Raw genomic sequence first — 1,498 nt, 5'->3', positions numbered from 1 at the left:
CTAAATTAAAGTTTTTATAAAAGTTGTGATGCGTTAATTGAGCACCACTTTCCTTGCTGTTTGTAAAGCATGCACTGTGCCAGCTTTTGTTTGGGTGTTTTAAGTGTTTGTTAATATAGAAGTTTTTGTGTTTGTGTTAATGTGAGTAGTGTCTTTAAACGATATGTTTGCCGTTTTTTTGGCTAGTGCTTGCCGCAATCTATATAGCTAGTGAAGTAGGAGTGTTTGAGCAAGAAGGGGTTTGTTACACTTGCTTACATTGTTTTTGTAAAAAAAACTAAAGTAATTTTGTGGGGGGCCGTTAAATGATGTAACAAGCGATCGAGAGCGTGCTTTACAAAGCATGGTGTGTTTTAAAGTCTCGTTCGTTTACTTGCAAAATTGATCGGAGAAACGACATGCCTCAAATAATTAATACCAATATCGCGTCTTTAAATGCTCAGCGTAACCTTGAAAGTTCACAAAACGCTCAAAGCCAGGCTTTGCAACGTTTATCTTCAGGTTTACGTATCAATGGTGCGAAGGATGATGCGGCGGGTTTGGCAATTTCAAACCGAATCGACGCTCAGGTTCGTGGTCTTAACGTAGCTAACCGAAACGCAGGTGATGGTGTTTCTTTGGCACAAACTGCTGAAGGTGCTTTAAACAGTATCACAACTTCTTTACAGCGTGTTCGTGAACTAGCGCTACAATCAGCGAATGGTTCAAACACTGATTTGGAGCGTTCTTCTCTACAAGAAGAGGTTGAGCAGCTAAAAGCTGAAATTCAGTCAATTTCTGAAAAGACAAACTTTAACGGTCAAAGCCTTCTAGATGGCTCTTTCCAGGATGCTGGTTTTCAGACCGGAGCAAACGTTGGTGACCGAATTGATGTAAGTATTAATGAAACTACTGTTGATACACTTGGCGCAGCTGCGACTGCTGGTGTGACGTCTAACAATAGTAAAACTGCATTAACTGCAGAGCAGACTATCGCCGCTGGTGACTTGACTATTAACGGTGCTGCTATTTCGGCTCCTGTTGGTAGTAATGACGACACGTCATTTGCTTTGCAGGGCTCAAGTGCAATTTCAAAGGCTGCTGCGATCAACGCAGAAACTGACCTGACGGGTGTGACCGCAACTGCAAACCCCAATACAGTCGAAGGTACAACTATAGCTGCGGGTGTTATCGGTACAGGTGTTGTTGCTGAAACAGTCGCAATTAACGGTGTTGATATAGAGCTTCAGCTTGCAGAAGTTGAAGCAGAGACTGCGCTAACAGCAGTTGCAGATACAATTAATACAAAGAGTGACTTAACGGGTGTGACGGCATCGGTTGTCGAGACAAGCACAGGTTTTCGTGTTGATTTGACTTCTGAAGATGGTCGTAATATCACTGTTGATACAACAACTGGTGGTGCGGAAGACTTCGGTTTAGTTGATGATGGTACTGATGGTACCGCTGTCACATTTATTGGTGATGTAACGCTAACTAGTGATGACGGTTCTGATATTAA

At 42.4% G+C, this 1,498-nt stretch carries 1 pseudogene; it reads left to right on the top strand.

The annotated features are described in order from the left end of the window. Positions 1–398: 398 nt before the first annotated feature. A pseudogene (locus tag A3766_RS21700) lies at positions 399–1,498 on the top strand (flagellin); the annotation flags it as partial.

It is taken from the genome of Oleiphilus sp. HI0132 (genome assembly GCF_001635845.1).
The sequence above is the reverse complement of the archived record's forward strand: the minus strand, read 5'-3'. Positions and strand labels throughout refer to the sequence as shown.